General features: G+C 70.6%; 18 protein-coding genes. 6 read left to right on the plus strand and 12 right to left on the minus strand.

The window, feature by feature from the left end:
* Positions 1–114 precede the first annotated feature (114 nt).
* Positions 115–1,716 (plus strand): hypothetical protein, encoded by a 1,602-nt coding sequence (locus tag FN976_RS13750; RefSeq protein WP_145893609.1) that lies wholly within the window; start codon positions 115–117, stop codon positions 1,714–1,716.
* Positions 1,717–1,723: 7 nt separating this feature from the next.
* Here FN976_RS13750 and FN976_RS13755 read toward each other — a convergent pair whose 3' ends face one another.
* The 12 genes from FN976_RS13755 to FN976_RS13810 form a co-directional block, all read right to left on the minus strand.
* Positions 1,724–2,776 (minus strand): protein-glutamate methylesterase/protein-glutamine glutaminase, encoded by a 1,053-nt coding sequence (locus tag FN976_RS13755; protein ID WP_145893610.1) that lies wholly within the window; start codon positions 2,774–2,776, stop codon positions 1,724–1,726.
* On the minus strand, positions 2,773–3,378 hold the full coding sequence (gene cheD, locus FN976_RS13760) for a chemoreceptor glutamine deamidase CheD (RefSeq protein WP_145893611.1): 606 nt from the start codon (positions 3,376–3,378) through the stop codon (positions 2,773–2,775). The genes FN976_RS13755 and cheD overlap by 4 nt, the downstream gene beginning before the upstream one ends.
* Entirely contained in the window at positions 3,378–4,214 is an 837-nt protein-coding gene (locus FN976_RS13765; protein WP_186510888.1) for a CheR family methyltransferase, read from the minus strand. The genes cheD and FN976_RS13765 overlap by 1 nt, the downstream gene beginning before the upstream one ends.
* Before the next feature lie 17 nt (positions 4,215–4,231).
* Positions 4,232–5,617 (minus strand): methyl-accepting chemotaxis protein, encoded by a 1,386-nt coding sequence (locus FN976_RS13770; RefSeq protein WP_284699197.1) that lies wholly within the window; start codon positions 5,615–5,617, stop codon positions 4,232–4,234.
* A 57-nt stretch (positions 5,618–5,674) separates the two neighbouring features.
* Positions 5,675–7,375, minus strand: a complete 1,701-nt coding sequence (locus tag FN976_RS13775; protein ID WP_145893614.1) for a methyl-accepting chemotaxis protein — start codon at positions 7,373–7,375, stop codon at positions 5,675–5,677.
* A gap of 5 nt (positions 7,376–7,380) precedes the next feature.
* The gene (locus FN976_RS13780) at positions 7,381–7,872 is read right to left on the minus strand and encodes a chemotaxis protein CheW (protein WP_145893615.1); all 492 of its coding nucleotides are present in this window, start codon (positions 7,870–7,872) and stop codon (positions 7,381–7,383) included.
* Between the two features lie 12 nt (positions 7,873–7,884).
* On the minus strand, positions 7,885–9,975 hold the full coding sequence (locus tag FN976_RS13785) for a chemotaxis protein CheA (RefSeq protein WP_145893616.1): 2,091 nt from the start codon (positions 9,973–9,975) through the stop codon (positions 7,885–7,887).
* A 7-nt stretch (positions 9,976–9,982) separates the two neighbouring features.
* Positions 9,983–10,348: a response regulator gene (locus FN976_RS13790; protein ID WP_145893617.1), complete on the minus strand. Its 366-nt coding sequence runs from the start codon at positions 10,346–10,348 to the stop codon at positions 9,983–9,985.
* Positions 10,349–10,353: 5 nt separating this feature from the next.
* A complete protein-coding gene (locus tag FN976_RS13795; protein ID WP_145893618.1) occupies positions 10,354–11,220 on the minus strand; it encodes a response regulator in 867 nt (288 codons plus the stop codon).
* The gene (locus FN976_RS13800) at positions 11,217–11,966 is read right to left on the minus strand and encodes a serine/threonine-protein kinase (RefSeq protein WP_145893619.1); all 750 of its coding nucleotides are present in this window, start codon (positions 11,964–11,966) and stop codon (positions 11,217–11,219) included. Before FN976_RS13800 ends, FN976_RS13795 begins: the two co-directional genes overlap by 4 nt.
* Positions 11,966–13,564, minus strand: a complete 1,599-nt coding sequence (locus FN976_RS13805) for a protein kinase domain-containing protein (protein ID WP_145893620.1) — start codon at positions 13,562–13,564, stop codon at positions 11,966–11,968. The genes FN976_RS13800 and FN976_RS13805 overlap by 1 nt, the downstream gene beginning before the upstream one ends.
* Before the next feature lie 77 nt (positions 13,565–13,641).
* The gene (locus tag FN976_RS13810) at positions 13,642–15,186 is read right to left on the minus strand and encodes a methyl-accepting chemotaxis protein (protein ID WP_145893621.1); all 1,545 of its coding nucleotides are present in this window, start codon (positions 15,184–15,186) and stop codon (positions 13,642–13,644) included.
* A 289-nt stretch (positions 15,187–15,475) separates the two neighbouring features.
* Here FN976_RS13810 and FN976_RS13815 point away from each other — a divergent pair, with 289 nt between their 5' ends.
* From FN976_RS13815 to FN976_RS13835, 5 genes are all read left to right on the plus strand, one after another.
* Complete coding sequence (locus FN976_RS13815) at positions 15,476–18,019, plus strand: DUF1631 family protein (RefSeq protein WP_145893622.1); 2,544 nt, start codon at positions 15,476–15,478, stop codon at positions 18,017–18,019.
* Between the two features lie 108 nt (positions 18,020–18,127).
* On the plus strand, positions 18,128–19,519 hold the full coding sequence (locus FN976_RS13820; RefSeq protein WP_186510889.1) for a GAF domain-containing protein: 1,392 nt from the start codon (positions 18,128–18,130) through the stop codon (positions 19,517–19,519).
* Positions 19,519–21,639, plus strand: coding sequence for a site-2 protease family protein (locus FN976_RS13825; protein WP_145893624.1), 2,121 nt, complete (start codon positions 19,519–19,521; stop codon positions 21,637–21,639). The genes FN976_RS13820 and FN976_RS13825 overlap by 1 nt, the downstream gene beginning before the upstream one ends.
* Complete coding sequence (locus FN976_RS13830) at positions 21,636–23,519, plus strand: preprotein translocase subunit SecA (RefSeq protein WP_145893625.1); 1,884 nt, start codon at positions 21,636–21,638, stop codon at positions 23,517–23,519. The genes FN976_RS13825 and FN976_RS13830 overlap by 4 nt, the downstream gene beginning before the upstream one ends.
* A gap of 14 nt (positions 23,520–23,533) precedes the next feature.
* Positions 23,534–24,442, plus strand: coding sequence for an efflux RND transporter periplasmic adaptor subunit (locus FN976_RS13835; protein ID WP_186510890.1), 909 nt, complete (start codon positions 23,534–23,536; stop codon positions 24,440–24,442).
* The last annotated feature ends 8 nt before the right edge of the window (positions 24,443–24,450 follow it).

A 24,450-nucleotide genomic window follows, 5' to 3' on the forward strand; every position in this document is an offset into this window, starting at 1 on the left:
GCGATGGATCGAATGCTGGCGGCCGCTTGCGCGAGCAGTGTGAAATCTGCGTGAAGTGGGCCAGCGCATTCGACTGATGCGCCGCATGGCAGACTCGACGAGCCGCTGTTCGCCTTGAAGATCAACCACTGTTTCATGAATTCCTGGGCCGAAACTGTTCACTGCTGGGCGAACCTCGAGCCGATCCGGCTGGATGACAACTGGTGGGCCGCGGCTGCCGCGATCCTCTTCGTTGGGGCGGCCCTTACCTTTCTCACGGCGGGGATCGTCCTGTGGAGATACCGCCGGACGGTGCGACGTTCCGTGCTTGGGACCAGAGGGTCGGCGGCATCCGACCAGCGCGCCGGCCCATCGGGACCGCCCGCGCCGGCAGGAGCGTCAACGGCCGGCGGCTTCGCACCCTCCATGGCCATCGAAGCGCGCCGGAAAAGCCGGGCCCTGTTCCTGCGGAGTCTGGCCTGTTCCTTCACGCTGTCCTCCGCGGTGACAGGCTTCTTCCTGTTCGCCAATGTGGCCCTCGGACTGGCGAAGCCCGACCTGCGGGGAGCGGTCGACGTGGCGATTTACTGGGTCTTCTTTTCCATCCTGTTCCTGCCCCTCGCGCTGCTCAGTCTGCCGCTCGACCAGTTCCGCCTTTGGTTCACCTACGTCTACCTTGGGGTCGTGATGCTGTTGGCGTCGTTGCTTGCCGGCGCCGTGGTGGGCGGGGGAGCGCTGACGCTCCTGTTCCTCAACTGGGCGCTGGGCCGCCACGGGATGCGCGTCACCGTTCCAGTCCTGCTGCCATGGTGTGTCGTGTGGTGCACGTGCGTGCCTGCCTTGTTCGCCTTCCAGCGCGCCGCGGAGTGCAGCGGACTCTCCCGACCGACCTCGTCCCTGCTGGTCTTCTGGCCTTCATTCTTCCTGGCCGGATGGCTCACGTGGCGGTGGGCCGGCGCCCGCATCGTCGCAGCGATCGTCGACATGCACGAGCGCAAGCGGATCAGCGAGTTCGAACTCCAGCTGTTCGCCTGGCTGGTGATCCTGTGCGCACTCATCGCGTTGGTGCCGGCTGGCACCAGCCCGGCCACCATGCTGCTCGTCGCCGTGGGCGCACCCCTTGCCTTTCTGGCGGCGCACCGCCTCCTGGTCCGTCGACCCTCCGTCGGGGGCGGCCCGTCCCTGCTTGTGCTTCGGGTCTTCCGAACCGACCGCAATGCCGAAAAGCTGCTCGAGAGCGTCGCGCACTGGTGGCGCTTCATCGGCCCCGCCCACCTGATCGCCGGCCCCGACCTTGCCCACGTGTATGTAGCTCCGCTTGCGCTGCTGCGCTTCATGACCGGCCGCTTCCAGGCGCACGCCATCGCCCACGGCGCATCCGCAACCCAGGTGGTCGCCGCGCTGGACGGACGGACGGATCCGGACGGCCGCTATCGCATCAACTCGCTGGTATGTGCCCACGATGCCTGGCAACCTGTCGTGCGCGAGCTCGTCATGCGGGCCGATGCGATTCTGCTGGACCTGCGTTCGATGACGCCGGGCAGCAAGGGGGTGCTCTGGGAAATCAACCTGATCGTCGAATCGGGACGGGCCGATGCCGTCGTCGCGCTTGTCGACGCTCACGACCGCAGCTACCCTTTCCGCACAGTCGCCTGGACCCGGAAGGGACGGCCAGGAGCCGCCGAGGTGTTCGACCTCCTGCTCCAAGCCCGGTACCCGGCCCCAGCATCGCCCTAGGCGGCCGTTACGCAGCGCCGTCCGCCGCCATCTCCCGCAGCCGCCGCGCCATGTCCGCCAGCCCCAGCACCTCGCCGGCCGCGCCGAGAACGATGGCCTGGCGCGGCATGCCGAACACCACGCAGCTCGCCTCGTCCTGCGCGATGGTGCGCGCGCCGGCCTGCCGCAGCGCGAGCATCGCCTCCGCGCCGTCGCCACCCATGCCCGTGAGCATGACGCCGATGGCGCGCTCGCCCGCCGCCTCGGCCATGGAGCGGAACAGCGGGTCGACCGAGGGCCGATGTCGGTTCACCGGCGCGTCGTCGGTCACGCGCACCACGTACCGGTTGGCGCGCCGCGCCAGCAGCAGGTGGCGTCCGCCGGGTGCGACGTAGACCGTGCCCTGCAGCACGTCCTCGCCGTCGTCGGCTTGCTTCACGGTCATTTCGCAGATGGCGTCGAGCCGCCGGGCGAAGGTTTCGGTGAAGCCGGGCAGCATGTGCTGCGCGATCAGGATGGGCGGCATGCTGCCCGGCAGTTCGGTGAGGATATTGCGCAGGGCCTCGACACCTCCCGTGGACGCGCCGATGCCGATCACCGTGCCCGCCGCCGCGGCGCGGCTGACGGCCGGCTTGGGCGTCGCGGCCGCCAGCGGCACCGGCCCGGAGGCGGCCGGGCCATGCCGCTTCACCCGCGCCTGCGCGGCGGTGCGGATCTTCTCCACGATGTCGGCTCCCACGCCATCCAGTTCCTGGAACGACGACGGCTTTGGGAAATAGTCGACCGCGCCGAGCTCCAGCGCGCGCAGCGTCGTTTCGGCGCCTTCGCGCGTGAGCGACGAGATCATGATCACGGGCAGCGGCTTCACCGACATCAGCTTGCGCAGGAAGTCGAGGCCGTTCATGCCGGGCATCTCGACGTCGAGCGTGATCACGTCGGGGGCATGCCGCCGCACGCGTTCGATCGCCAGCAGCGGGTCGGGCACGACGCCGGCCACCTCCATGTCGGGCTGCGCGCCGATCACGCGGGCCAGGAAGGCGCGCATGACGGCGGAATCGTCGATGACGAGGACCCGGATCATCGCGGTACCGAGAAGATTTCGATGTCGCCGCCGCCGCTCTCGCGCGCGAGCTGCCGCGCGTAGTCGCGCTCCTGGCGCTGCACCGCGTCGTCGGACTGCAGGTGCAGCTTCTTCACCTGCACCTTGCCGGTGGCGGGGAAGAAATGCACCTTGCGCGGAGAGACGCCCAGCAGGTCCTGCGCGGCGAGCTGGATGCCCTCCTCCTGCAGGAAGCCGAGCACGAATTCGCTGTTCTTCGCGCCGACGTCGAGCGACTCGAAGCCCTGCAGCACGCGGGCGCCGCCGAACACCTTGGCGACCAGCCGCCGGCGGTCGGCGCCGAGGTGGATCATCTCGTTGATCAGCACCTCCATCGCGTAGATGCCGAAGCGCGCCGACACGCCCCAGGGCGAGACGCTGTGCGTCGGCTCGCCCGGCAGCATGAAGTGGTTCATGCCGCCGATGCGCAGCACCGGATCCCACAGGCAGGTGGACACGCAGGAGCCGAGCAGCGTGCAGATCGAGCCCTCGCCCTCGGTCGCGTAGTACTGGCCCGGCAGGATCTTCACCGCCTCGACCTGGAAGTCGCGGTCGAAGTAGCGGACGGGCGCCGAGATTTCCATCAAGCGGCCGGCAGGAAGTCGTAGGCCGTTCGCCCGCAGGCGCGGAACGCCGGGTGGCCGGCCGGGAAGCTCTCGGCATGGCCCACCACCAGCAGGCCGCGCGGACGCAGGACGGTGGCGAAGCGGTTCAGCAAACGCTTCTGCGCCTCGCGGTCGAAATAGATCACGACGTTGCGGCAGAACACCACGTCGAACGGCTCCATGGCCGGCCACTGCGGCGACTGAAGGTTGAGCTGCATGAATTGCACGGAGGTGCGCAGTTCGGGCCGCACGCTCACCCAGCCGTCGTTCGCGCCGACGCCACGCAGCAGGTGCGCCTTGAGCCGTTCCGCCGGGAGCGCCGCGGCCCGCTCGGTCGGGTAGACGCCGGCACTCGCCTTGTCGAGGGCCTCCGTGTCGATGTCGGAAGCGACGATCTCGGCCGGGCAGGCGGCTTCGCGCAAGGTCATGGCGATGGACCAGGCCTCTTCGCCGGTGGAGCAGGCCGAGCACCACACCCGCATCGGCCGGCGCTCCGCCGCGCGGTGCTGCCTGGCCCGCGCGGCCAGCAGCTCGAAGTGGTGCGGTTCACGGAAGAAAGCGGTGAGATTGGTCGTCAGTGCGTTGACGAAGGCCTCGCGCTCGCCGGCCACGTCGTTCTGCACCAGCGCCATGTAGTCGCTGAAGCTGTCCATGCCGCGGGCCCGCAGCCGCCGCGTCAGGCGGTTGTGCACCATGTAGCGCTTGTGGGGGCCGAGCTTGATGCCGGCGTACTCGTTGATCAGCTGGCAGGCCAGCACGAACTCCCGCTCCGGCAGGAAGCTGTGCGCTTCGCCGGCCGCCGGGGACTCGTGCATGGCTTCGCCCGGACGCATCAGAATTCCCGCCACTCTCCGCCGGGCGCCTGGCCGGATCGCGGGGACGCGGGCCGCGGCGTTCCCGCGGCCGGCGGCAGCGCGGCGCCTGGACGCACCTTGATCGGCGCCGGCGTTGGCCGATTGGGTACGGGGTGCAGCGGCGTCAATTGCACGGGCTGCGCCCCGCCGGTCGATCCCTGGACGCCGATGTTGAAGCGCGCCACCAGTTGCAGCAGGGTGTTCGCCTGGTCCTTCATCGATTCGGTGGCGGCCGTGGCCTCCTCCACCAGCGAGGCGTTCTGCTGCACCACCTGCTCCATCTGCGCCACCGCCGTGTTCACCTGCCCGATCCCCGCGCTCTGCTCCGAGCTCGCCGCCGCGATCTCCGCGATCAGGTCGCTCACCTTCTTCACCGAGCTCACGATCTCCTGCATCGTCTTGCCCGCGTCGTCCACCAGCTTCGTCCCCGCCTCCACCTTGCCCACCGAGTCGCCGATCAGCGACTTGATCTCCTTGGCCGCCGCCGCGCTGCGCTGCGCCAGGCTGCGCACTTCGGCCGCCACCACCGCGAAGCCGCGGCCCTGCTCGCCCGCGCGCGCCGCCTCCACCGCCGCGTTCAGCGCCAGGATGTTCGTCTGGAATGCGATGCCGTCGATGACGCCGATGATGTCGCCGATCTTGCGCGACGACGCCGAGATGTCCGTCATCGTGTTGACCACCTGGCCCACCACCTGGCCGCCCTTGCGCGCCACCTCCGACGCATTCACCGCCAGCTGGCTCGCCTGCCGCGCGTTGTCCGCGTTGTGCGCCACCGTCGAGGTCAGCTCCTCCATCGAGCTCGCCGTCTCCTCCAGCGTGCTCGCCTGCTCCTCCGTGCGCTGCGACAGGTCCAGGTTGCCCTGCGCGATCTGCGCGCTCGTGTCGGCCACCGTGCGCGCGCTGTTGGCGACCTCGCCCACCAGGTGGCGCAGGTCGCTGGTCATGTCTTCCAGGCCCTTCAGCATCTTCTGCGTTTCGCCGTGGGCCGTGATGTTCACACGTGCGGTCAGGTCGCCTTCGGCCACCCGCCCGATCACGTGCGCGGCCGCGCGGATGGAGCGCAGGATGCCTTCACGGATGCTGAGCCGAAGGATGACCGCCACGATCACCGTCATGGCGATCAGGACGGCCAGCAGCGACGCCAGGCGTGCGCGCGCGGCTTCGGCGTCCTCCGCCAGCTGGCGGCGCTGCAGCTGCAGTTGTTGCGCCACCGCCGGCTCGCGCGCCGCGAGGGCCGCTTGCTGCATGGCGAAATCGCCACGCCGGTGCGCGGCATCCTGCGAGATCCAGGCGATGGCCGACGCGGCCAGCAGCGAGGCGACGATCAGCGCCAGCCAGAGGTTGAGCTTGGTGATGACGGACATGCGGCGGTCCATGGGTGCGCCTGTTCTGGGAGCTGCGAGGCTTCGCAGTTTGACAGCTTAGAACTCTTCCCAGTCGCCGCCGCGACCGCGGGGCGGGCGGGAACCGCCACCGGCGATGGCCGTGGCATAGGCCGGGGGCAAGGCCGTGGCGGCGGGCCGTGGCTTGGCCGCGGGCTGCTGGGGTGCCGGGCGGGGCGCCACGGGGCGCATCGGCGTGACTTCCGTCGGCGCCGGCCCATCGTCGAGCTTGAGCCCGGCGACCAGGGTCAGCATGTAGGCCGCCTGGTCCTTCATCGATTCGGTGGCGGCCGTGGCCTCCTCCACCAGCGAGGCGTTCTGCTGCACCACCTGCTCCATCTGCGCCACCGCCGTGTTCACCTGCCCGATCCCCGCGCTCTGCTCCGAGCTCGCCGCCGCGATCTCCGCGATCAGGTCGCTCACCTTCTTCACCGAGCTCACGATCTCCTGCATCGTCTTGCCCGCGTCGTCCACCAGCTTCGTCCCCGCCTCCACCTTGCCCACCGAGTCGCCGATCAGCGACTTGATCTCCTTGGCCGCCGCCGCGCTGCGCTGCGCCAGGCTGCGCACTTCGGCCGCCACCACCGCGAAGCCGCGGCCCTGCTCCCCCGCGCGCGCCGCCTCCACCGCCGCGTTCAGCGCCAGGATGTTGGTCTGGAATGCGATGCCGTCGATCACACCGATGATGTCGCCGATCTTGCGCGACGACGCCGAGATGTCCGTCATCGTGTTGACCACCTGGCCCACCACCTGGCCGCCCTTGCGCGCCACTTCCGACGCATTCACCGCCAGCTGGCTCGCCTGCCGCGCGTTGTCCGCGTTGTGCGCCACCGTCGAGGTCAGCTCCTCCATCGAGCTCGCCGTCTCCTCCAGCGTACTCGCCTGCTCCTCCGTGCGCTGCGACAGGTCCAGGTTGCCCTGCGCGATCTGCGCGCTCGTGTCGGCCACCGTGCGCGCGCTCACCAGGATGTCGCCGCCGATCTTGCGCCAGGCCGCGGCCATGCCGTTGAGCGCTTCGCCCAGCCGGCGCGTGTGCAGCTGGTCCATGCCGGTGGCGCTGGCCGTGAGGTCGCCGTAGGCGATGCGCTCCACCATCTTGATCGCCGTGCGCAGCGGCCCGACGTTGGCGCGGCGGATCCACCAGCGGAAGAACCAGGCCATGGCCAGCGTGAGCACCACGCCCCCCACCATCACCCACAGCACCTGGTTGGCCCGGCTGTCGGCCGCCGCCTGCAAGCGGCTGGCTTCTTCCTGCGCGTGCCGTTCCACCGGCACCGCCACGTCGCGCCAGCGGCCTTCCACCGGCAGCGGGATCCCGCCCCCGGCCACCTGCTTCAGCCGCACGACGTATTGCTCCACCATCTGCGCGGCGAGCCCGGAAGCCTGGCTCAGCGGCCGCACGTCCAGGCCATGCCTGGCCAGCAAGGCGCTGGCCTCTGCGAGCTGGCGCTCGATGGCGTCCTGCTGGGCGCGCAACTGCGCCACCTGCTCCGGAGAGCCCGCGGCGGCGCCGCCTTGCAGCATCTCCGCGAAGGCGGCGGCCTGGCGCTTCGCCGTGGCGTCGGCACCCCGGGCCAGCGCACTGGCCGCGGCGAGATCGCGCGCGACCGGCAAGGCGCCAGCCTGCTGCGCGTGCGCCTCGCGCACCGCGTTCCAGCCGTAGGCGGCGACGGCGATGACCGCGGCCAGCAACGCGGCCATCATGGCGTGCAGGACGAATTCGGCGGTGTACTTGTTCATGGATTTCAGTGCACGGCCTGGTCGACCAACGCCATGTCGGCACCCGTCATGAGCTTCTCGATGTCCAGCAGGATCAGCATGGCGTCGTCGACGGTGGCCAGGCCGGTGATGTACTTGGTGTCGAAGGTGGTGGAGGCGAATTCCGGCGGCGGGCTGATCGCATCCGCGCCGATCGACATCATCGACACCGAATCGACCACCACGCCGACCACGCGGGAAGCGACGTCGAGGATCACGACCATGGTGAAGGCGTCGTAGCGCGGATCGGGCAGGTGGAACTTCACCCGCAGGTCGAGGATGGGGACGATCACGCCGCGCAGGTTGATCACGCCCTTGATGAAGGCGGGCGAGTTGGCGATGGGCGTGGGCGTCTCGTAGGCGCGGATCTCGCGCACCTTGAGGATCTCGATGCCGTAGCTCTCGCCGCCCAGGCGGAAGGTCACGTATTCGCTTTTCGCGGCTTCGGCCACGCCGGCCCGGTTGCCTGATGGCTGCATTTTCTTGTGCTCCTAATGACGTCCCGACATGCGGACCAGGTGGCTCGCGTCGAGGATGAGCGCGACCGAGCCGTCGCCCATCACGGTGGCCCCGGCCAGGCCCGGCACCTTGCGGAAGTTGGCCTCGAGGCTTTTCACCACCACCTGCTGCTGGCCGACGAGTTCATCCACCACCAGCGCCACGTTGGTGCCATCGGCCTCGACGATCACGGCGATCGCGCCGGGCTCGCCCACGCCCCGGGCCGGCGGAAAGATGCGGGCCAGGTGCAGGACGGGCAGGTAGTCGTCGCGCACCCGCAGCGCATCGCCCTGGCCCGGCAGCGCGTGGATCGCGCCCGGCTCGATGCTGAGCGACTCCACCACCACGGCGAGCGGCAGCACGTAGGTCTCGCCGCCGATCGCCACCGTCATGGCTTCCATGATGGCGAGCGTGAGCGGCACGCTGACGCGCACCGTCATGCCTTCGCCCGCGAAGGTGGTGATGTCGACGGTGCCGCCGAGCGCCTGGATGTTGCGGCGCACGACGTCCATGCCGACCCCGCGGCCGGACAGCTCGGTCACCTGCTCCGCGGTGGAGAAGCCGGGTTCGAAGATCAGCGGCCAGACCTCCTCGTCGGGCGCGTCGGGCGTGATGTCGATGCCACGCTCCATCGCCCGTGCCAGGATGCGCTGGCGGTCGAGCCCGCGGCCGTCGTCGCTGACGGAGATGACGATGTTGCCGCCGCGCTGGCTGGCCGCCAGGCGCAGCGTGCCGGTGGCCGGCTTGCCGGCCGCTTCACGCACCTCCGGCAGTTCGAGGCCGTGGTCGATGGCGTTGCGCACCAGGTGGGTCAGCGGGTCGGAGATTTTCTCGATCAGGCCGCGGTCGAGTTCCGTGGACTCGCCGGAGAAGCGCACGTCCACGCGCTTGCCCAGCCGCGCCGAGAGCTCGTGCACCAGCCGTGGGAAGCGCGAGAAGACGTTGGTGATCGGCAGCATGCGGATCGCCATCACGGCTTCCTGCAGGTTGCGCGTGTGGCGCGACAGGTCGGCCAGGCCGGCCTCGGTCTTGCCGGAACGCGCCAGCATCGCCTCGGTGATCACGAGCTCGCCCACCAGGTTGACGAGCAGGTCGATCTTCTCGGTGCTGACGCGGATGTTGCCCGTGTCGTGCGCGGGCATGTGCAGCGGCTCGACCAGGTCGGCCAGCGAGCCGGGCAGCGCACGCATCGGATGCGTGGCCACGAGCGCGGCGGGCGCGGGCGTGGCGGCCGGAGCGGCCGGCAGCGGGGCCGGCGGCGCTTTCGCCGCTTCCACCGACGCTCCGCCGGCGGCCGCAAGGCGCTTCTGCCGGAACTCTTCCGGATCGACGAAGAATTCGTCGTCCTGGTGCGGCATGACCGGCGCGGCCGCGGCAGGCCGCGCCGCGACCGGTGGCGGTGGCGCGGCCTCGACCTTCTCGATCGCGATCATCTCCGGCGGCACCAGCAGCGAGAGCACGCTGTGCAGGTCGCTGGCGGTGCCTTCGAGTTCGACCTGGAAGCTGACGAAGCCGCCCGGCACGTTTTCGATTTCGGTGGAGGTGATCCGGCCCATGTCGCCCAGGCCGGCCAGCATCATCTCGAGGTCGTCCGCCGGGATCGCTTCTTCCAGGGGCTCCAGTTGCACGGTGAAACAGCGCAGCACGGGACCGCTGGCGCCATCCTTCGCATCGGTCCGCGGCCGGGCCAGCTGGGTCCGCAGCAACTGCTCGACCGGCTCGGGGTCGGGTGTATCGGGCCGCACGCCCCGGTGCCGCAGCGCCTGGGCCTGCACGATGTCGCCGGCCTTCAGCATCGCATTGACGTCGCCGGCCTCGAGCGGCCGCTCTTCCTTGCGCAGCACGTCCAGCAGGTTCTCCTGCAGGTGCGCGAGCGCCGCCATGTCGTTGCATCCCAGCATCGCGGCGCTGCCCTTGATGGAGTGGACCGCGCGGAAGATCGCGTTCAGGTCGTCCAGGTAGGGCTGGTCGGGCTGCAGCCGCAGCAGGATCGCCTCGACCTCCGCCAGGTGGTCCTGCGTCTCCTCGAAGAAGATCGCCCGGTAGGCATTGGCGTCGCCGAGCGCGCTGGCGGGCTGGAACATGGCGGCGTTAGATGAATTTCGCCACGATGTCGAGCATGCGTTGCGGGTCGAAAGGCTTGGCCATCCATCCCGTGGCGCCTGCCTCGCGCCCCTTCTGCTTGAGCACCGGGTCGACTTCGGTGGACAGCACAATCAGCGCGACCGTGTCGTAGTCGGGCAGCTGGCGAAGTTCGCGGACCAGCGTCACGCCGTCCATGCGCGGCATGTTGTGGTCGGTGACGACCAGGTCGAACTGGCGCGTCTGCGCCAGCGCCAGCGCCTCGATGCCGTCGCCGGCCTCGGAGACCTCGTAACCGGCGCCCGTCAGCACCGCGGCGACCATCTTGCGCATCGAGCGGGTGTCGTCCACCACCATGATTGACTTGGAGCTCATCGTGTTCACCGGTGCGCGCGTTCGCCGTGCTTGCGGCTGCCGGGCAGGAATTTGGCGATGACCTCGAGCAGGCGGTCCTCGTCGAGCGGCTTGGTCAGGTATTCGTCGCAACCGGCCAGCGATCCACGCAGCTTGTCGAACGGCGAGCTGCGGCTGGTGAGCATGACCACCGCCGTCTTCTTGATGGCCTGCTTGTTCGACTTGATCAGCTTGCAGACCTGGTAGCCGTCGATGCCGGGCAGCACGACGTCGAGGAAGACGCAGGTGTATTCCTGCGTGCCGGAGAGGCCCACGGCCTCCTCGCCGGTCTCGGCGAAATCGACCTCGAAGCCGTAGGGCGCCAGCTTGGCCTGCATGAAGGCGCGCACCGTGGCGTTGTCGTCGACCACCAGCACGGTGTCGCCGAGCATGCGCTTGTTGGTGGCCGCATCGGAGATCGGCTGGATCGGTTGCGTGCGGCCGTGGCCACTGCCCGAAAGCGTGCGGCGCAAGGCAGGCGCCGGTTCCGGCGCAATGGGCTCGGCGGAAACGGGCATTTCGTCGCCGCCGGGCAGCGTGTCTTCCAGCGCCTGCAGCAGGCGCGCCCATTGCAGCGGGCGCGGCAGCACGGGGAAGCTGGTCCCGAGGGCCGACGTCCCGATCAGCACGGCGGGCAGTTGCGTGCGCTTGTGCAGCGCCCGGAACTCGCCGAAGGCCTCCTGGTTCTCCGCGTCCACCAGGTAGATGTCGGGCGTTCGCCCCGGCGTGCCGGGTTCGTACTGGGCGAAGCCCGGGTCGCGCCGGGCGGCCAGCGCGAAGATGCTCGAGAGCATGGAGCGTTCGACGTCATTGAAGCCGATGACGTCGACGAGGTATTGTTCGTTGGAGTTCACGATGGATGTTGCAATGCGTCCAGGAGGGCCTGGCCGTCGGAAAGGCGCTCGCCGGGATCCTTGGCGAGCATGGCATCCAGCAGGGGTTGCCAGAGCGCATGCCGCGGCCCCAGCCGGGGCAGGGGGGCCAGCAGGTGCTGGCCCAGGAGTTCGGTCAAGGTCACGCCGGGGAACGGGGGTTGGCCCGTGAGAAGTTCATGGAAAACCGCGCCCAGACTATAGACGTCCGCCGCGGGGTCGGCCGGCGCACCCGCGCTTTGCTCCGGCGCGGCGTAGCGCGGGGTGCCGATGACGGTGCCGGCGGGCTGTCCGCCGCCCGCGCCGCGCGGACAGGCGCAGCCGAAGTCGGCCAGCGCCAGCGTGCCGTCGGCGCGCAGCAGCAGGTTGGCCGGCTTCACGTCGCGGTGGACCCAGCCCTGGTGGTGCACCGTGGCCAACGCTTCGGCCGCCTGCAGCAGGATGGCGCGTGCCTGGTCGTCGTCCACCCGTCCTGCCAGCGTACCCAAGTGCCCGCCGGCGGCGAATTCCATCGCCAGGAAAGCTTCGCCGCCAGTCTCCCCATGCGCCAGCACCCGGATCACGCCCGGATGCGCCAGGCGCGCGGCCAGCGCGTATTCGCGCCCGAAGCCAGCGGTTTGACGCGTCATCTTCAGGGCGACCGGCTCATGGCCGCCGGCCGGATGCGCGAGGAACACCCGCCCCGTGCGCCCCCGTCCGAGCAGGCCGCCGAGGCGGTAGCCGGTCATCAAAGCCCCTCCAGCGCGTCGAGCAGCGCCCCGGCGGATTCGTACCGGGCGGCCGGATCTTTCGCCAGCATCTTGTCGAGCACGGGTTGCAGGTGCTTGTGTTGCGCGGGCAGCTGCGGAATCGGCTCGCGCACGTGCATGCGCAGCAGGTCCTGCGCGGACGCCGCGTGGTAGGGCTTCTGCCCCGTGAGCATCTCGTAGGCCACGATGCCGAGGCTGTAGATGTCGCAGCGTGCGTCCACCACCTCGCCCAGCGCCTGCTCGGGGCTCAGGTAGTACGGCGTGCCCACGATCTCGCCGGCGCCGGTGTCGGTGATCTGCATCGACACCTGCTTGGCGATGCCGAAGTCGGCGATCGCGATCATGCCGTCCTGGCGGATCATCACGTTGTCGGGCTTCAGGTCGCGGTGCACGATGCCCACCTGGTGGATGGCTTCCAGCCCGGCGGCGATCTGCTTGATGTAGTAGACGGCGATGGCGGGGTCGAGCACCCGGCGCATGCGGTAGCGCAGGTCGCCCAGCGGGAAGAACTCCATCGCGATGTAGGCGTTGCCCGCGGAGAAATCCTGCTTGAAGATGCGCGCGACGTTCGGGTGGTCGATCTGCGCCAGCAGCGCGAATTCCTGCATGAAGCGCTGCAACCCCAGCACGCCCTCCTCGTTGTCCAGGCGCAGCACCTTCAGCACCTGCGGCGCGCCGCCGGCCATCGGTTGCGCCAGGAACACCGAGGCGATGCCGCCTTCGCCCAGTTTGCGCAGCAGGCGGTAGCCCTCGATCAGCAGGTTGCTGCTGGTCTGCAGCGCGCCGGTGCCGCCGGACTGCGCGGCATGCGCGGCGGCGCGGGCGAGCTGCTGGTTCTGCTCCAGCGAGGCCCGCAGGGACTGGTAGTGGCTCGGCGGCGTGGTGGAGCCGCTGCGCGGCACCAACCCCGTGATCTCGACGACTTCGAGGAAGGTGTCGTCCGGCAGACCCAGCGACCCGCTGCGCCCCGAATCGACCCGGGTGCCGGCCGCCTGGCGCGTGGCGGCGGAGGTCACCACGCCCCAGTGCAGGTCGGCGGCGGTCACTTCCAGCAGGCGCGCGATCTCGACCGCTTCGCCCACGGCATGGACCATGCCCTGGCTGTTGGTGCGCGGCGTGATGTCGCCGGCGCCCAGGTGCACGCCGATCGCCATGGACAGCGGCGAAGTGCCGCCGCCCGGACGCGCGGCCACCTGGCGCGCCAGCTGCGCCATCTCGTGGACGGTGAGGATGGCCGCGTGCAGTGCGCGCTTGGCGTGGTCCGGCACCGGCGTGTCGGGCGGGTTGGTGAAGGCGCAGAGGATGGAGTCCGGGCGGCGCTGCGCGATGGCGCCACCCAGCTTGGCGACCGCGGTTGACAGGATGCGGCGCACGTCGTTGACGAACGTCGTCAGTTCCTGGCCCGACATGCCCTGGCACGCGGCCGCGAAGTTGTGCAGGCGCGCGTAGAAGAAGGTGGCGATGGTGCCCTGGACCGGCTGCGGCGCAGCGGGCGGCGCGCCGAGCACGGTGTCCAGCGGGACGGCCTCCGTCTCGGGAAATTGCGCGTCTGCCTCCATGGTGGACTCGACAGGCATTCTTTACCTTAATTCCTTACCTTAGCCAGAAAAGCGGCCGCTCACAACCGCTGAAAGTCCCTAGCGAGAACATCGGCTCAGGTCTTGTAGATGCCGCAGGCGACGACGACGTCGCCCGCGCGTTGCAGAAAGGTCGACTTGGTCAGGACCTGGTTGGTGACCGGGTGCGCCCACTTGTAGTCGATCCAGGCGCTCGCGCCGCTGCGGGAAGCGCGCACCATGTCCTGCACGAACAGCTTGCCGTCGACGTCCTTGCTCTTGGGGCCCTGGCCCAGCACGCGCGGGTTGTTGCCGTGCGCGAGAAAGACCGCGCCGTCGTCCACCACCATCAGGTAGAGGTCGCGGTCGACGAACTGCCCCTGGCCCAGCTTGTTCACGTCGGCGATGAGCGCGTCGCGGCCGAAGGTGCGCAGGAACTCGCAGCCGGCCCGGACCAGCGCCACGGCCTCGTCGGCGTTGCCGTGCTCGCGGTCGCCGAGGTTGAAGCCGGACACCGACTTCATCAGCGCCACCGCCTGCTCGTTCAAGGTGTTGGCCGTCCGCGCGGCGCCCTCGACCAGCGAAGCGTTGCGCTGCGTGGTGCGCTCGATCTTCGCGATGGCCTGGTTGATCGATTCGATGCCCTGGCTCTGCTCGCGGCTGCCGGTGTTGATCTGGCCCATGAGGTCGGCCACCTGGCGCACCGACGCGACGATCTCCTCCATCGACCGGCCCGCGTCGTCCACCAGCCGGCCGCCGGCGTCGACCTTGTCGACCGAGCTGCCGATCAGCGCCTTGATCTCCTTGGCCGCATCGGCGCAGCGCTGGGCGAGCGATCGCACTTCGGAAGCCACCACGGCGAAGCCGCGGCCCTGTTCGCCGGCGCGCGCGGCTTCCACCGCGGCGTTCAGCGCCAGGATGTTGGTCTGGAAGGCGATGCCGTCGATCACGCCGATGATCTCCACGATGCTGCGCGAGCTGTCGCGGATCGACCCCATCGTGTTGACCACGTCCGCCATCAGCGCGCCGCCCTGGGTGGCGCGTTGCGAAGCCGTGAGCGCCAGCGCGCTGGCCTGCTGCGCGCTGTCGGCGCTCTGGCGCACCGCCGCCGTCAGCTCCTCCATCGAAGCCGCCGTGTCCTGCAGCGAATTGACCTGCGTCTCGGTGCGCTCGGACAGCGACTCGTTGTCGCGGCTGATCTGCGATGAAGTGGACGCCACCGTGGTCGTGCCGTTGCGGACTTCACTGACGATGCCGAAGATGCGGTCGTGCATTTCCTTCAGCGACTGCATCAGCCGCCCGACTTCGCCGCCGGCCCGGACGTCGATGGATCCGGTCAGGTCGCCCGAGGTCATGCGTTTGGCGATGGCCAGGGCTTCATGGATCGGCTGCGCGATGCGCCGGGCCAGCCAGCGCGAAATCGCGATGCCGGCGGCGAGCACCAGCGTACCGAAGGCGAGGATGGCCGTGCGGGTGCCGCCCTCCGCGTGCCAGGCGGCGATGCCGGTCATGACCGCCAGCAGGAGCAGCGGAACGGCGAAGCCCAGGAACAGGGAAGCCCCGAGGCTCAGGTCAGCGGCCGGCTGCCGCGGCGCCGGGTCCACGTTGCGATAGTCCAGCGAAGGGACGCTTGGAACGGCCATGTCGATACTGCTTGTCTCCGTCAATTGCCTTTTTTAGCTGAACACCCGGCGTCTGTCACGAGTTGTTACACCACCGGCGGCATGTTTGTGCAGCGCCCGCGACGATTTTCCGCATCGGCCAAATGCATGACTTCGAAAGTTCGCACCTCGACGAGTTCTTTTGGCCTCAGGGCAAGAGTCGTCACATCCCTGACAATCGTTGTTACGTTCCGGCGACCAATGGTCACAGGTGCTGCCCCAACGGCAACGCACCCGCCGATCACATCCCTAGACTTGGGAGCCGTTCAAGATGACCCAGATCACCGCCACCGTCCAGCGCACCATCGGCGAAGCCGCCACCGGCGCGACCACCCTCATTGAACGCTGCGTCGATGCCGCCATCGGCACCATGCAGACCGAGGAGATGCAGATTTCGGGCCTGGCGCGCATGCAGCTGGGCGCGGCCTGGCGCGAGCTCGTCCAGGTGAAGAAGGAATGGTGCGCCCGCTTCCCCGACGTTTTGCGCACCGCCCTCGAAGATGCCGCGACCGGGGCGGACCGCGACATCCCGGCATCGATGCCGATGCCGTTGCACTCGCTGAGCCTCGTCGGCGATGGCGAGATCTCGCGCACCCTGGAGACGGTCCGCCTGTCGGAGCAGCTCAATTCCACGCTGGACCGGCAATTGCGCGAACTCGACGGGCTGATGAGCGCCGCGCTGGGCCTGCCCGGCGTGCAACCCGATCGCAATCCGCTGCGTCCGCAGGTGTATGCCCGTGCCTTGCGCGAGCTGATGGGTGAACCGGAACGCGAACCCGAATGGCCCGGCCTGTGGCTGCGCTACATGGCGCCGACCCTGGCCCAGGAGCTGGGGCGCATCTACGGCGAGCAGACCAAGCTGCTGACGAATGCGAAGGTGCAGTCGGTCGGCTACCGCGTGTTGGGCACGCCTTCGCGGCCGGCCGCCCTGGGTCCGGCGGGCGGGCCCGGTGCGGCGGCGAATGGCCACGCGGCCCCGCCGGGCCAGGGCATGCCAGGTGGCGCCCAGGGCTACTACGGATCGACCCAGGGCAATGGCCAAGCCAACGGCCAGGCGGGTTGGAACGGCGGCGGTGGCAACGGTGGTGGTGGCGGATATGGCGGCGGCGGCGCCGGCGGAGGCGCTGCGGGCGGTGACGCGGCACCGGGCACCGGCGGCCAGTGGCAGCCGGGCCAGGGACAAGGACAACACCCGGGGGGTTACGGCCCGCAGCGCGCCGACGAAGAGCCCGGCATGCGCGGCGCCTCGGCGATCGCCGAGATGACTTCGCAGGAAGTCACCAGCCCGCAACTGCAGGACTTCCTGTTCCGCGGCGGCGGCCAGGCCGACATGGGCCTCGCGCGCTCTTACTACGACCACGTCGAGCAGGAAATCGCCCAGATCCAGGCCAGCACGGCCGTCCAGAGCTACGACACGCGCGCGGCGCAGCAATACGTCCATCTGCCCGCGGTCGACCGGCCCGCTCGCGCGGTCGATGTCGAAAGCCCGCTGCCGAACGAAGTCTGGGGCAACTACGGCGCGCCGCGCGAGCGGTCGCTGGTGCGCGGCCGGCTGAAGAAGCAGGCCAGCAAGGTCGGCCAGGTCCTCGGCCTGGAGGTGGTGCGCAAGCTGGTGAACCAGGTCGCGCAGGACGCGCGCCTGCTGGCCCCGGTGCGCGAAGCGATCGTCGCGCTCGAACCTTCGCTGCTGCGCCTGGCCATGGTGGCGCCCCGCTTCTTCAGCGAGGAGGAACACCCCGGGCGGCGCCTCGTCGAGAAGGTGGCGGACCGCAGCTTCAAGTACAACGACGAATTCAGCGTCGAGTTCCAGGCGTTCTTCGGCCCGGTGAGCCAGGCTTTCGCCGCGCTGAACGCGATGGAGGCGTTCGAGGACGCCGAGCCGTTCAGGAACGCCCTGCTCACGCTCGAAGCCGGCTGGGCCGCGCGCGATGCGCTCGACGACGAGGAGCAGCAGGAAGCACTGGAGAAGGTGCAGTTCGCCGAGAAGCGCCAGGCCGAAGCCGACAAGCTGGCCTGGGAACTGGGCCACCGCAGCGACCTCGACGACAACGTGCCCGACGCGGTGCAGTCGTTCCTGTTCGGGCCCTGGGCCGTGGTGATGGCGCACGCGCGCCTCACGAACAAGGGCAACGACCTCGATCCCGGCGGGTTCGTCGCCATCATCAGCGACCTGCTCTGGACCCTCAAGGAGGAGGAGACGCTGCGCGACCCGGCCAAGGCGTTCGCCGTGATTTCGAAGGTGCTGGTCAGCGTCCGCAAGGGCATGACGCTGATCGGGCGGGAAATGGACGACCCCGACACGAAGTCGTTCTTCGCCTCGCTCGAACGCCTGCACCGTCCGGTGCTGCGGTTGCGGTTCAAGCAGCGCAATCAGGTGCTGCCGGAGCCGCCGGAGCCCGAAGCCGCGCCGCCGGCGCCGCCCGCCCCCAAGCCCGAACCGGGGCAAATCTGGATGGCGCCCAAGGAGCAGGCGGCCGCCGGCTTCGACGCCGCGGCGGCCGCCTGGGACTTCCGCAGCCTGAAGGCCGACCCCGAATCCACCGAACCGGAGGTCAGCGAGGACGCCGCCGCCTCCATCATCGCCCGCCTCGCGCAGGGCAGCTGGGTCGACCTGTTCGCCAAGCAGCAATGGCGCCGCGCGCAGCTGGTCTACGCGTCCGGCAAGGGCACGCTCTTCATGTTCGTGAGCAACGGGGGCCAGCCGCATTCGATGACCAAGCGCATCCTGCAGAAGCTCGTGCGCGATCGCCTGGTGCGGCCGGTGGATGCCGACGCCGTGGTACCGCGCGCCCTGCGCGAGCTGGCCGCCGCCTGACCTGTTCCCGCGCAGCAACAGCGGCGCGCAGATTTCCATCGTCAGCGCTGCCGTGGGCGCATGTGGCCCGCTGCGCGTTGCATTGGGTCACAATTCCCGCGCAGTCCCATGAACCAGACGTCCCCACTTCCCTTGCCCGCAGCGGATGCCGCGTCTGCGCGTCCGGGGCTGTTGCAGGCGCTCGCTGCCTTGCTCGCCGGGCGCGACTTGCGCCAGGGCGCGGACGCGCTCGCCGTCGAACTGGCGCAGCTGCTGCAATGCACGCAAGTCGCGCTGGCCCTGCGCGGGGCCGGCCCGGGCGATCTGGCGCTCGCCGGTTCGTCGCTGCCGACCGAACTCGATCCGCGCCATGACAGCGCCGTCGCGCTGCTGGCCGCGATGCACGAGGCGGCCGACCAGGGCCAGGCGATCTCCTGGCCGGCAGCGGCCAGCCTCGGCGCGGCCGGCCCGGTCGCCCAGGCCCAGCGCCAGCTGGCGGGCACCGGCGCCGCGGTCTCGGTGCCGCTGGTGACCGATGGACGCATCGTCGGCGTCGTCACCCTGGTACGCGGCGAGCGGCCATTCGACGCCGCGGAGATCCGGTTCGCCGAGGACGCCGCGCTGCTGTGCGCGCCAGTGCTCGAACTGCAGCGCCGGCTGGCGCTGCCCTGGCACGGCCGCATGCGGGAATGGGCGAGGGGCGACAAGGGCTCCCGCAAGACGCGGCCCCTGCTCTTCGCCGGCGTGGCGTTGGCCGCCGCATTGCTGGCCGTGCCCGTGCCCTGGCGCGTGAGCGCGCCGGCCAAGCTCGAAGGCTCGGTCCAGCGCGCCGTGGTGGCCGCCACCGACGGTTTCCTGCAGCAGAGCAACGTGCGCCCCGGCGACCGCGTGCGCGAGGGCCAGGTGCTGGCCGAGCTCGCCTCGCAGGACCTGGAGCTGGAGCGGCGCCGGCGCGAGAGCGAAGTACAGCACCACGAGACCAGCTACCGGGCGGCGCAGGCGCGCTACGACCGCACGCTCATGGTGGCCAGCCAGGCCAAGGCGGCCGAGGCCAGCGCGATGCTGTCGCTGGCCGAGGCGCAGCTGCAGCGCGCCAAGGTCACCGCGCCCTTCGACGGCATCGTGATCAAGGGCGACCTCACGCAGACCCTGGGCGCGCCGGTGCAGCGCGGCGAGGTGCTGATGGTGCTGGCGCCCGACGAGGGCTACCGCCTCATGCTCGAAGTGGACGAGACGGACATCCGGGCGCTGAGCCCCGGCCAGCGCGGCGACCTGGTGCTGTCGGCACAGCCGGGCACGGTGCTCCCCTTCATCATCCGGCGCATCGTTCCGGTGGCGACTGCGGCGGATGGGCGCAATTTCTTCGAGGTCGAGGCGCAGCTGCAAGGCAAGCCCGCCGCGTTGCGGCCCGGGCTGAGCGGCGTGGCCAAGGTCGAGACCGGCACCCGATCCATCGCCAGTCTGCTGACCTATCGCGCCTGGAACTGGCTGCGCGTCGCCTGGTGGAGGCTCACGCCCTGATGGACGCCCCGCTCGTCAGCGCATCCTGGCACCGCGTCGCCTCCCTGCGGCCCAGCCTCGCCCCTGGCTTGCGCATCGTCCGGCAGGAAGTCCGCAACCAGATCTGGCACCTGCTGCTGGAGCCGGCATCGGGCCAGCAGATGCGGCTGAATCCCGCGGCCTACGACCTGGTCGGGCGCTTCGACGGGCGAGCGACCACGGGCGAGCTGTGGGACGAGGTGCTGCGCCTGCGGCGCGACGAGGCGCCGACGCAGGACGAAACCCTGGCCCTGCTGGCGCAGCTGTTCCGCGCGGGCATGGTGCAGTTCGACGCCGCGCCGCACCTGGCGATGCTGTTCGCGCGGCGCGCCGAGACGCGGCAGCCGCGGCAGCGCGGCTTCGTCAACCCGATGATGCTGCGCATGCAACTGGGCGACCCCTCGCGCTGGCTGCAAAGGCTCACGCCGCTGGCGCATGCGCTGTTCAGCCCGCTGGGCGCGCTGGCTTGGCTGGCGCTGGTGCTGGTGGCCCTGCTGGGCGCGGCGACGGAGTGGCACGCGCTGGGCGCCGACACCGCGCGTCTGCTGGCCTCGCCGTCGGCCTATGTGCTGGCCCTGCTCTGCTACCCGCTCGTGAAAAGCCTGCACGAACTCGGCCACGGTCTCGCCGTGCGCCGCTTCGGCGGTGAGGTGCGCGAAGTGGGGGTGGCGCTGATGTTCCTCACGCCCGCGCTCTACGTCGACGCCGGGGCCGCCAACGCCTTCGCGTCGCCCCGCCAGCGCGCGCTGGTCAGCGCGGCCGGCATCCTGGTGGAGCTGGCGCTCGCGGCCATCGCTTTCATCGTCTGGGTGGCCGCCAGCCCCGGGCTGGTGCGCGACGCGGCACTGGCGGTGGCGCTGATCGGGTCCGTCTCCACCCTCTTCTTCAACGGCAATCCGCTGCTGCGGCTGGATGGCTACTTCGTGCTGTGCGACGCCTTGCAGCTGCCCAACCTGGCCGCCCGCAGCCAGGCGTGGTGGGCGCGGCTGCTGCGACGCTGGGTCGGGCTTTCCGCCGGGCCGGCACCGATGCTCGCCGCCGGCGAAGCCAAGTGGCTGGCGCTCTATGCGCCCGCGTCGGCGCTGTACCGGATCTCGCTGTTGTGCGCGCTGGTGTTCTGGGTCGGACGGCAGGCCTGGCTGCTGGGCTGGATGGCGGGCAGCGTCGCGGCCTTCTACGTGGCGCGCGGTGCCTGGCGCTGGCTGGCCGCCGCCGGTCCGCGCGTGCAGTGGGCCGGGGCAGGCACCGCGGCGCTGGCACTGCTCCTGCTGGTCGTGGTGCCGGCCCCGCAAAGCGTGCTGGTCCGCGGGGTCGTGTGGCCGCCGGCGGAGGCGCAACTGCGCGCGGTGTCCGGCGGTTTCGTGCGCGCGGTGCTGCGGCCCGACGGCGCGCAAGCCCAGGCCGGCGAGGCGGTCCTGGCCCTCGACGACCCGGCGCTGGCCTCGGCGCGCGAACGGCTCGCCGCCGAGCAGACCGGCTTGCGCGCGCGCCAATATCGCGCGCTGCTGAGTGATCCATCGATCGCTTTGCAACTGCAAAGCGACATCGACCGCAACGCCGCCGAACTGGCCCGCGCCGAGCAGCAACTGGCTGGCCTGGAAGTTCGCCCCGCCGTCGCCGGCCGGGTGGCCTGGGCGCGGCCGACCGACCTGCCCGGCACGTACGCACCCCGCGGCCAGCTGCTGGGCTACCTGCTCGCGCCCGGCCCGGCGCAGGTGCGGCTGGCGCTGCCGGAAGAAGATTTCAGCCGGGTGCGTGGGCGCGTACGGGACGTGGAACTGCGGATCGACGATGACCCGCGCACCGTGCACAGCGCGCGCCTCGCGCCTGGCGTGCCCGGCGCCACCTTCGAGCTGCCTTCCGCCGCGCTCGGGGACCGTCACGGCGGGCCGATCGCCGTCGATCCACTCGACACCAAAGGCTTGCGCACCCTGGCCCCCGTGTTCTTCCTGGACGTGACGGTCGATGCGCTGGAGGCGCGCCGCGTCGGCACGCGCGCCTGGGTCAAACTGCACCTGCCCGACGAACCGCTGGCGGTGCAGCTGGCGCGCCGGTGGTCGCAGCTGTTCGTCAAGCACTTCGCGCCGACGGGGCAGCTGTGAACGCCTCCGCCCCCAACGCCTGGCCCTTTCCCGGATTGCTGTGGGGCAGCTACCCGCAACGCACCTTGCCGATCGACGCGGACCCCCGCGCGGCGAGCTGGTGGCGCGGCCATTGGCGGCGGCTCGCGCGCGCCATCGCCAGCCAGGCGGCTGGCGGCCAAGCCTCCGTGCCGGAGGATCCGCTGGCGCGCCGGCTGCTGGCTGCGAGCCAGGCCCTGCGCGCCTCGCACGGCATCAACGTGCGCTGGCAGCAGGTGCTGGCCGCGCGGGCGCTGCTGGACCAGCGGCTGGTGGAGATGGCCACCGGCGAAGGCAAGACCTACGCGCTCGCGCTGGCCGCCGCCGCCGCCGCGCAGGCGGGCACGCCGGTGCACGTGGTGACGGCGAACGACTACCTGGCGCAGCGCGATGCCGAAGCCCTGGCGCCGTTCTACGCGCGCCTGGGCCTGCGCTGCGACTTCGTCACCGAGCCCATGGACAGCGGACGGCGCCGCGTGGCCTACGCCGCGGACGTCACCTATTGCACAGCCCGCGAACTCGGCTTCGACTACATGCGCGACGCCACTTCGCGGCCGGCGGCCGGTTCGCCGCTGCAGGAGCGCCTGGCGCCGGCGCCCGCACGCGAAGCGCCGGTGCTGCGCGGCCTGTGCATGGCCCTGCTGGACGAGGCCGACACGCTGCTGGTCGACGAGGCACGGACGCCGCTGGTGCTGTCCCAGGCGCGGCACGAAGCCGGCGAGGCGGCCTTCCTGCGCACGGCCTGGGAATGCGCGGCCACGCTGCGCGAACCGGCGCACTACCGGCTGAACGCCGACGCCAGCCGGGTCCGCCTGCTGCCCGCCGGACAGGCAGCACTGGCCGGGTGGCCCGCTGACGCGAATCCGCTGCACGGCCACCCCGCGCACCGCGAGCAGGCACTGCTGCTGGCCTTGACCGCCTTGCACGTGCTGAAGCGCGACCGCGACTACATTGTGCGCGACGGCCGCATCGCGCTGGTGGACGACACGACCGGGCGTGCATCGACCGGCCGGGCCTGGTCGCGCGGCCTGCACCAGATGGTCGAACTGAAGGAAGGCGTCACGGCGAGCGCGCGGGGCGAACCGGTGGCCCAGCTCACCTACCAGCGCTTCTTCGTGCGCTACCACCGGCTGGCCGGCCTGAGCGGCACGCTGCGGGAGGCCCGGCAGGAATTGCGCAAGGTCTACGGCCTGTCGGTGTTCCAGGTGCCTTCGGAAAAGCCGCGGCTGGTGGGGCGCTCCGCCCCGCGCCTGTTCACGCACGGCGATGCGCTGTGGGACGCGGCGGCCGAGCGGGCGCTGGCGCTCGCCGGCGCCGGCCGCCCGGTGCTGGTGGGCACGGCCAGCGTGGCCGACGCCGAGCGGCTGGCCGCCCGGCTGCGCGCGGCGGGGGCGCCGCATGCGCTGCTCCACGCCGGCGCGAGCGCCCATGAGGCCGAAGTCGTGGCCCAGGCCGGCTGGCCTGGCCGGATCACCATCGCCACCAGCATGGCCGGGCGCGGCACCGACATCCTGCTCACGCCCGAAGCCCTGGCCGCGGGCGGACTGCACGTCATCCTCTGCCAGCTCAATGCATCCGCCCGCATCGACCGTCAATTCACCGGCCGCGCCGGCCGCCAGGGCCAACCGGGCAGTGCCGACTGGTACGTGGCGGCCGATTTTCCCTTGCTGGCCCGTTGGGCCTCTCCATCACTGTCGCGTTGGATTGCCGGCACACCCCTGCCAGGAATCATGCTCCGTGCCTTCCTACGTGGAATCCAGGGTCTTGAAGCGCACACGCACTCGAAACATCGTGTAACACTGTGCCGTTGGGCCGCCATGCAAGAACAGCAGTTCGGATTCAGCCGCGACCTCTTCCTATGAAGTTTCTTTGTGCCTTGCCTTTTCTCGTGATGGCCGCCGCCGCGCAAGCGGCGCCGCCCCAGCCCCTGGGCTGCTTGATCGAGCCCTACCAGAGCTCGGACGTCGGCAGTCCCGTGGTGGGTGTCATCGAAACCCTGCACGTGGACCGCGGCGACCGGGTGACGCGCGGGCAGCCGCTGGCCACGCTGCGCGCGGACGTCGAGCGCTCTTCCGTCGCGGTCGCCGAAAGCCGCGCCCAGGCCGTGGGCGAAGTGCGCGCCGCCGAGGCCAACGCGGAGCTGGCGCGGCAGAAGCTCGCCCGCGCCGAAGACCTGGCGCGGCAGCAGTTCATTTCCACCCAGGCGGTGGAGCAGGCGCGGGCCGAGACCCGCGTCGCCGAGAACCGCCTGGCGCAGGCGCGCGAGCAGCAGGGCATCTACGCGCGTGAGCACGATCTGGCGCGTGCACAGCTGGGCCTGCGCACCATTCGCAGCCCCAGCAGCGGCGTGGTCGCTGACCGCTTCATGGCAGCCGGTGAGCGCGTGGAAGAGCGGCCGATCTTCCGTGTCGCCGTCGACGATCCGCTGCGCGCCGAGGTCGTGCTGCCGGCCAGCCTGTTCACCTCGGTGCGCATCGGCATGGCGATGGCGATCCAGCCGGAGTTTCCGGGCGCGCCGCCGCGCAAGGCGCGTGTCGTGCTCGTGGATCGCGTGATCGAAGGCGCCAGCAACACCTTCCGCATCCGCCTGGAACTGCCCAACCCCGACCGCGCATTGCCGGCCGGGCTGCGCTGCAAGGCGGAGTTTTCCGACGTCGATTTCGCACTGACCCCGCCGGCACGGCGTCCCGCGCCCCAGCCGGCGGCAGCCGCCCTCAACCCGAACGGCGGCATGCAGTTGCGCGCTTCGCCCACGCTGGGAGCCGTCCCGGCCGGGCGGCCCTGACCCGGGAT

The sequence above is a fragment of the Caenimonas sedimenti genome, assembly GCF_007833165.1.
In the GTDB taxonomy this organism is placed as follows: Bacteria; Pseudomonadota; Gammaproteobacteria; order Burkholderiales; family Burkholderiaceae_C; genus Ramlibacter; species Ramlibacter sedimenti.

What these genes read in the sequence shown, in the direction of transcription:
- FN976_RS13810 (WP_145893621.1), bottom strand. Translation starts at nt 15,186, where the DNA reads ATGGCCGTTCCAAGCGTCCCTTCGCTGGACTATCGCAACGTGGACCCG.
- FN976_RS13775 (WP_145893614.1), bottom strand. Translation starts at nt 7,375, where the DNA reads ATGAACAAGTACACCGCCGAATTCGTCCTGCACGCCATGATGGCCGCG.
- FN976_RS13765 (WP_186510888.1), bottom strand. Translation starts at nt 4,214, where the DNA reads ATGCACGAGTCCCCGGCGGCCGGCGAAGCGCACAGCTTCCTGCCGGAG.
- FN976_RS13825 (WP_145893624.1), top strand. Translation starts at nt 19,519, where the DNA reads ATGGACGCCCCGCTCGTCAGCGCATCCTGGCACCGCGTCGCCTCCCTG.
- FN976_RS13815 (WP_145893622.1), top strand. Translation starts at nt 15,476, where the DNA reads ATGACCCAGATCACCGCCACCGTCCAGCGCACCATCGGCGAAGCCGCC.
- cheD (WP_145893611.1), bottom strand. Translation starts at nt 3,378, where the DNA reads ATGGAAATCTCGGCGCCCGTCCGCTACTTCGACCGCGACTTCCAGGTC.
- FN976_RS13820 (WP_186510889.1), top strand. Translation starts at nt 18,128, where the DNA reads ATGAACCAGACGTCCCCACTTCCCTTGCCCGCAGCGGATGCCGCGTCT.
- FN976_RS13780 (WP_145893615.1), bottom strand. Translation starts at nt 7,872, where the DNA reads ATGCAGCCATCAGGCAACCGGGCCGGCGTGGCCGAAGCCGCGAAAAGC.
- FN976_RS13800 (WP_145893619.1), bottom strand. Translation starts at nt 11,966, where the DNA reads ATGACCGGCTACCGCCTCGGCGGCCTGCTCGGACGGGGGCGCACGGGG.
- FN976_RS13770 (WP_284699197.1), bottom strand. Translation starts at nt 5,617, where the DNA reads ATGTCCGTCATCACCAAGCTCAACCTCTGGCTGGCGCTGATCGTCGCC.
- FN976_RS13790 (WP_145893617.1), bottom strand. Translation starts at nt 10,348, where the DNA reads ATGAGCTCCAAGTCAATCATGGTGGTGGACGACACCCGCTCGATGCGC.
- FN976_RS13755 (WP_145893610.1), bottom strand. Translation starts at nt 2,776, where the DNA reads ATGATCCGGGTCCTCGTCATCGACGATTCCGCCGTCATGCGCGCCTTC.
- FN976_RS13805 (WP_145893620.1), bottom strand. Translation starts at nt 13,564, where the DNA reads ATGCCTGTCGAGTCCACCATGGAGGCAGACGCGCAATTTCCCGAGACG.
- FN976_RS13785 (WP_145893616.1), bottom strand. Translation starts at nt 9,975, where the DNA reads ATGTTCCAGCCCGCCAGCGCGCTCGGCGACGCCAATGCCTACCGGGCG.